The organism is Microbacterium sp. K41, assembly GCF_004794395.1.
Taxonomy (GTDB): domain Bacteria; phylum Actinomycetota; class Actinomycetes; order Actinomycetales; family Microbacteriaceae; genus Microbacterium; species Microbacterium sufflavum.
This window is the reverse complement of the sequence record NZ_SSDO01000345.1, coordinates 1-5443: the sequence shown is the minus strand read 5'-3', so window position 1 is coordinate 5443 and position 5443 is coordinate 1. Positions and strand designations below refer to the sequence as shown.

At 72.3% G+C, this 5443-nt stretch carries 5 protein-coding genes and 2 pseudogenes; 6 read left to right on the top strand and 1 reads right to left on the bottom strand.

Going from position 1 to position 5443, the window contains the following annotated elements; translation table 11 throughout:
• From DW309_RS10575 to DW309_RS20130, 4 genes and pseudogenes are all read left to right on the top strand, one after another.
• Window positions 1-505 (top strand): annotated as a pseudogene (locus tag DW309_RS10575) (endonuclease domain-containing protein); the annotation flags it as partial.
• 77 nt (window positions 506-582) lie between these two features.
• Entirely contained in the window at window positions 583-1377 is a 795-nt protein-coding gene (locus DW309_RS10570; RefSeq protein WP_136045352.1) for an alpha/beta hydrolase, read from the top strand.
• A 180-nt stretch (window positions 1378-1557) separates the two neighbouring features.
• A complete protein-coding gene (locus tag DW309_RS10565) occupies window positions 1558-2121 on the top strand; it encodes a hypothetical protein (RefSeq protein WP_205812728.1) in 564 nt (187 codons plus the stop codon).
• A gap of 1 nt (window position 2122) precedes the next feature.
• A pseudogene (locus tag DW309_RS20130) lies at window positions 2123-2278 on the top strand (TetR/AcrR family transcriptional regulator); the annotation flags it as partial.
• Between the two features lie 500 nt (window positions 2279-2778).
• On the opposite strand, the gene DW309_RS10555 reads toward DW309_RS20130, so the two are convergent.
• Window positions 2779-4095 carry an MFS transporter gene (locus DW309_RS10555; RefSeq protein ID WP_136045350.1) on the bottom strand — a complete coding sequence of 439 codons (1317 nt, stop codon included), beginning with the start codon at window positions 4093-4095 and terminating at the stop codon, window positions 2779-2781.
• A 105-nt stretch (window positions 4096-4200) separates the two neighbouring features.
• On the opposite strand from DW309_RS10555, the gene DW309_RS10550 reads away from it, so the two are divergent.
• Both DW309_RS10550 and DW309_RS10545 read left to right on the top strand, forming a co-directional pair.
• Window positions 4201-4626 (top strand): VOC family protein, encoded by a 426-nt coding sequence (locus tag DW309_RS10550; RefSeq protein ID WP_136045349.1) that lies wholly within the window; start codon window positions 4201-4203, stop codon window positions 4624-4626.
• Between the two features lie 68 nt (window positions 4627-4694).
• A partial coding sequence (locus DW309_RS10545) for a LacI family DNA-binding transcriptional regulator (RefSeq protein ID WP_136045348.1) occupies window positions 4695-5443 on the top strand: 749 nt, incomplete at its 3' end.

Below are 5443 nucleotides of genomic sequence, written 5' to 3'. Positions count from 1 at the left end.
TCGCGCGCTGCCCGCCCGCCCGAAGAAGCCCGCCCCCGCGCTGTGCACGAAGACCCCCGACCTGCCGAAGGGCACCCCGTTCCTCAGCGCGTGCGCGCCGAAGCCCGCGTCGGCGGCCGAGGCGAAGCTGCGCGCGATGCTGCGCGACCGGCTGGAGTTCACCGATGGCCTCAACGCGATCAAGGTCGTGCGGCCGTTCTTCCGGCACACCGAGGTGTGGCCCGACATCCTGCTGCCCGAGCTGCGGGTCGCGATCGAGTACGACTCCGTCGGCCGTCACGGGCTCGAGCACGTCGGCAAGCGCGAGGAGGCCGACCGCCGCAAGGACCGCGCGGTGCGGGGCGCCGGCTGGGAGGTCGTGCGGCTGCGCACCGGTCCGCTCGCACCCCTCGGCCCGTACGACGTGCAGCTCACGGGGCTCGGCCGGGCGGCGATCGATCGGCTCGTCGAGCGGCTCCGCGAGATCCGGGGCCCGCTCCTCGTCGACCCGTATCTGCGCGCGTGAGCGCCGCGCTCCCCCGGCGACGTCCCGCGCTTGGTAGCCTGACGACCACCCCGCCCCCACCCCGAAAGGCCGCCCCGATGCTCGGCGAGACCGTCACCCTGAACGCCGAGCGCGGCGTCACGCTCACCTGCTACGTGCAGCCCGTCGACGGCGAGTTCGCCGGGGTCACGGCCCGCCCGGCCGTGCTGATCCTCCCCGGCGGCGGCTACCAGTACTGCAGCGACCGGGAGGCGGATCCCGTCGCCTACCCGTTCCTCGCGGCGGGGTATCAGGCGTTCGTGCTGCGCTATTCGGTCGGCGATCAGGGAGCCTGGCCGCGCCCGCTCGACGACTACGAGCAGGCGATGGCACAGCTCACGGCGAACGCCGAGGCGTGGCACCTCGACCCGACGAAGATCGCCGTCATCGGGTTCTCCGCCGGCGGGCACCTCGCGGCGGTCGCGGCGACCATGGCCGAGCACCGGCCCGCCGCCGCGATCCTCGGCTACCCGGTGATCCTGCCGGAGATCGCCGACCGCTGCCGACCGGGCATGCCCTACCCGGCGGAGCACGTCACGGCCGACGCCGCCCCGACCTTCCTCTTCCACACGCGCGACGACGACGTGACGGTCGTGGAGAACACGCTCGCCTTCGCCTCCGCGCTGGCCGGAGCCGGAGTGCCCTTCGAGGCCCACGTCTACTCGTACGGTGCCCACGGTTTCTCGACCGGGGCGGCGCACCTGAACCCGCGCCCCCTCACGCCGCGCGCCCGGAGCTGGGTTCCCGAGAGCATCGCGTGGCTCGACGAGACCCTCGGTGCCCTCACCGCCTCCGGCATCGGCGAGCCGCGGCTGTCGTCCGATGGAGCGACGGGCGGGCGCACACCCGCGTGATTCCGGGACTGGCCGAACGGTCGAGTCCGCACTTCCTCCGGGATGTTGAACCGCGGGTCCAGGCGCGCATCACCCGGGCCGAAGCCAGGGCGCTGCGCACGTAATCGGGCCGGGTCTGACGGCAGGACGCAGCTCCTCGTAGCTCTGGTCGAATTAGAGAGTACTCGCTAATATCGGCTCATGGACCTTCACGCCTTCGCCGATACCCCCTCCCCGCGTGGCCTGCCCTGGCGGTGGGGTCCGTCCGTCTCGGCCACGCCTGCCACTTCCCTCCTCGCGCCGGAGGGGGAGATCCGCATCGCCACGCGCGCGGTGCGGTCAGCCGCTTCGCCTGCCGCGCTCTTCCTGTGGCTGTGCCAGCTGCGACGGGCGCCGTACAGCTACGACGCGATCGACAACTTCGCGCGCCGCAGTCCGCGTGTGCCCGACCCCGGACTGCAGTCGCTGCGCAGAGGCCAGACCTTCATGACGATCTTCACTCTCGTCGAATTCGAACGCGACGTCTCACTGACGTTGCGGATGAACGAGGGATGGCCCACGCGGGCCTTCGGCGCCCTCACGGTGACCTATCGGATCGATCGGACGCTCGGCGGCGGCTCCCAGCTGGGAGCCACGCTCCGGATGCCACGGATCGGAGGTCGGCTCGGCGCGCTGCGACGCTACCTCCTAGCCTGGAGCGACCTGCCCATGATGCGGAAGCAGCTACGGACGCTGAGTACGCTCGCGGCGAAGGAGGGGCTCTGACGTGGGACGGGCCGCCAAGTACACCGACGAGAGCATCCTGGATGCCGCCATCGCCCTCGTCGCGGAGGAGGGGGTGGCTGCGGCGACCGTGTCGGCGATCGCGCGACGCCTGGGAGCACCCTCCGGATCGATCTATCACCGCTTCCCCTCTCGCGACCTGCTGCTGGCGACGCTGTGGCTGAGAACGGTGCAGCAGTTCCAACAGGGCTTCCTCACTGCGCTGGACGACGAGGATCTCCTCGCCGCGGCGCGAGAGGCGGTGCGGCACTCGGTCGAGTGGAGTGCCGCGCATCCGAGCGAGGCCGCCCTGATGGCGATGTATCGCAGGGACGACCTCATCGCTCGATGGCCGGAAGAACTCGGCGACGAGCTCGCCCGGCTCAACGATGACGTGACGCGCGCGGTCCGCCGGTTCGCCGAGGCACACTTCGGCGTGCTGGACGCCGCCACCGTCGGACGCACCTGGTTCGCCCTGGTGCACATTCCCTATGCCGCCGTGCGGGATGCACTGCGGAGTCCGCGGGCAGCCGCCTGGCTTCCCGACGCGGTCCTCTCCGCATCCCTTGGAGTACTGATGAGCGACGACCGCGCCGGCGCGGCCTCCGCAACCACGGGACCGCAAAGCGCCCGCCGAGCGTGGCCGGGTCTGACGCGGAACTACTCGGACGCGGACCCGCGGGCGGAGGGTGCCGTCCGTCCGCCCGCGGACTCGTCCGGCGGTGTCGCCTCGACCGCAGCGTCCGCGGGGTCGGCAGGGATCTCCCGCACCCGGCGCAGCGCCGAGAGCAGGACGTAGCCGAGCTGCGCGGCGAACACCCCGGCGCACAGCACGATGCACGCCTCGACTCCCACCCCGGCGGCGACCACGGCCCCGAGCGCCGCGCCGACCGGGCGGGCCCCGTACGTGGCGACGACCAGCACCGACGACACCCGGCCGATCATCGACACCGGGGTCACCGCCTGACGCAGCGACGTCGTGCCGATGGTCCACAGCACCGGCCCGAGCCCGAACAGCAGATACGCCGCGAACGCGAACGCCGGCGCCGGCACCCACAGCGTCGCAGCCATCAGGAGCGCGGCGGCGAACCCGCCGAGCGGCCCCAGCATCGTCAGAGCGCCGAGCGCGAACCGTCGCGACAGCACCGGGGCGAGCAGTGCGCCGATCACCATGCCGCCGCCGTACACGGCCATCGCGGCGCCGACCGTCGCGGGGGTCATGCCGAGGCGGTCGAGCGCGTAGACCACGAACACCGACTGCAGCAGGAACCACCCCACGTTGAACACGAAGGAGGTCACGATCATCGGCCGCAGCAGCGCATGGAAGAACGCGAAGCGCAGTCCCTCGCCGATGTCGCGCCAGGGTGTCGTGCGGGGTGCGGCCACGCGGGCGGGGATGTCGGTGCGCGCGAGCACGGCCAGCGCGGCCAGGCAGGCGACGGTCGCCACGACGAACGCGGTGTCGGCGCCGCCCAGCGACACGATCGCCCCGGCGACGGCCGGCCCCCCGATGAACGCCGCACTGCGCCCGAGCTCCAGCCACCGGTTCGCGTCGACCAGGCGATCGCGCGAGACGGTGCGCGGAACGGCGGCGGGCACCGCGACGCTGATGCCCATGGTGCCCACGGCTCCCGCGAAACCGAGGGCCAGCAACGACTCGAAGCGCAGGGCGTCGAGGGCGAGGAGGACGATCACCGCCACGAGCGTGCTCGCGCGCAGCGCCTCGGGCAGCAGGAGGAGCCGGCGCGGAGACGAACGGTCGACGAGGAGCCCGAACGGGATGGCGAGCAGCAGGAACGGGAGGGTCTGCGCGACCTGGAGCAGCGCCGTGCCCGCGGCGTCGGCGCCCAGCAGCAGCACGGCAGTGAGCGGGACGGCCACCAGGGCGATCTGCTCGGCGAACTGCGTGAGGACGCTCGACCAGGACAGTCGCGTGAACGCCGGAGGCAGCGGAGGGCGGGGGGCTCGCGGGTGCATCCCCTCAGCCCAGCAGTCCGCCGCCCGGAGTTCTGGCGGGTATCGGACGCGGCATTCCCCACGGCGGCCGCGGATAGGTTGGGAGTCCCACCCGGAAGGACACCCATGACCCCCGTCGTCACCGCCCTCGACCATGTCCAGCTGCCCGCGAAGAACCTGGACGAGGCCATCGGCTGGTACTCGGACGTGCTCGGTTTCCGCGTGCTCACGCACTACGGGACCTACGCCATGCTGCGCCTGGACCCCGGCCTCGACCTCATGCTCTGGGAGGCGGCGGAGTACACGCCGATGCGGGTCACCGTGGACGGCGACACGAAGCCGGCCCTCTTCCTCAAGACGGAGCGCTTCGACGACCTGGCCGCGCGGCTGCGGGCGTCCGACACGCGGATCGCCAGCATCGAGGACCTGGGCTTCGCGCGGTTCCTGAAGTTCTGCGACCCGAGCGACAACTTCCTGGGCGCGATCGCGTTCGCGGGGGACCCCGCCAACGGCAGCGAGAGCGGAACGTCCGCGGGCGCAACGTCGGAGTGAGCGCGAGCCCCGGCGGGTGAGCGCAACCCGCTTGCGCGATCTTGCAAGGACTTGCGTACACTGAGCGCATGTCGAAGCGTCTGGCAGAGGTGGCCCGCAAGGTCGGCGTGAGCGAGGCGACGGTCAGCCGCGTGCTCAACGACAAGCCCGGCGTCTCGGACGCCACCCGGCAGGCCGTGCTCACGGCGCTGGACGTGCTGGGCTACGAGCGGCCCACGAAGCTGCGCGGCGAGCGGGCACGCCTGGTGGGCCTCGTGCTGCCGGAGTTGCAGAACCCGATCTTCCCCGCGTTCGCCGAGATCGTCGGCGGTGCGCTCACCCAGAACGGCTACACGCCCCTGCTCTGCACGCAGAACGCCGGCGGGGTCACCGAGTCCGACTACGTGGATCTGCTGCTCGCCCAGCAGGTGTCGGGCGTGGTGTTCCTCGGCGGCAACTACACCCAGGCCGACGCCGCACACCAGCACTACGAGCGCCTGCGGGCGGTGAACCTGCCGACCGTGCTCGTGAACGCGCGCGTGCCGGAGCTGCCCTTCCCCACCGTCTCCACCGATGACGTCGCGGCCGCGGAGCAGGCCGTGCTCCACGTGCATCAGCTCGGGCACCGGCGCATCGGTCTGCTGCTCGGGCCGGACGATCACATCCCCTCGCGCCGCAAGCTCGACGCCGCCCGCCGGCTGCTCGACCAGCTCGGCTCTCCGCTCAGCGACGAGCTCGTGGCGCGCGGCCTCTACTCGCTCGAGTCGGGCCAGGCGGGGGCCGCGCGACTGTTCGCCGCCGGAGCCACGGCCCTGGTGTGCGCGAGCGACCCGATGGC